General features: G+C 74.4%; 1 protein-coding gene. It reads right to left on the bottom strand.

Annotation, left to right across the window (positions count from 1 at the left end):
* A partial coding sequence (locus O3Q52_RS53760) for a glycosyltransferase (protein WP_269655639.1) occupies positions 1-755 on the bottom strand: 755 nt, incomplete at both ends.

The raw sequence follows: 755 nt of genomic DNA, 5'->3' as shown, positions 1-755 counted from the left end.
GCCCGGTTGAGGAGGGCGGCCCGCTCCTCGGGTGTCGTGCGCGACCATGCCCGGAAGGCCTCGCGGGGCGGGGCTGCCGCCGCGTGCACCTGATCCCGCGAGCCCTCCGGACCAGTCCCGTACGCCCGTGCGCCACCAGGTCGAGCGGTCCGCCGGCGGCGGGGGCGACGACCGGGGCGCCGCTGGCCATGGCCTCCTGGACGGTCTGGCAGAAGGTCTCGAACGGTCCGGTGTGCACGAAGACGTCCAACGAGGCGAAGATCCGGGCGAGTTCGTCGCCGGTGCGACGGCCCAGGAAGACGGCGCCGGGCAGGGCCTGCGTCAGGCTCGGCCGACTCGGTCCGTCGCCGACGACGACCACCCGTACGCCGTTCAGACCGCAGGCTCCGGCGAGGAGTTCGACCTGCTTCTCGGGGGCGAGACGGCCCACGTATCCGACGATCAGCTCGCCGTTCGGGGCGAGTTCACGGCGGAGTGTGTCGTCCCGGTGTTCCGGCCGGAAACGGACGGTGTCCACGCCGCGCTGCCACAGCCGTACCCGGGGCACACCGTGTGCCTCCAGGTCGTGCAGGGCCGGGGTGGAGGGGGCGAGGGTGATGTCGGCGGCGGCGTGGACCGAGCGGATACGGCGCCAGGCCGCCGCCTCACCAGCGTGCACGTAGGTGCGGGCGTAGCCGGCGAGGTCGGTCTGGTAGACGGCCACGGCGGGGATGCCGGGCCGGGCGGCGGCCGTCATGCCACGGACGCCGAGGACG

It is taken from the genome of Streptomyces sp. ActVer (genome assembly GCF_027270795.1).
In the GTDB taxonomy this organism is placed as follows: Bacteria; Actinomycetota; Actinomycetes; order Streptomycetales; family Streptomycetaceae; genus Streptomyces; species Streptomyces umbrinus_A.
Note: the sequence above shows the minus strand (reverse complement) of the source record. Positions and strands in the feature narration are given on the sequence as shown.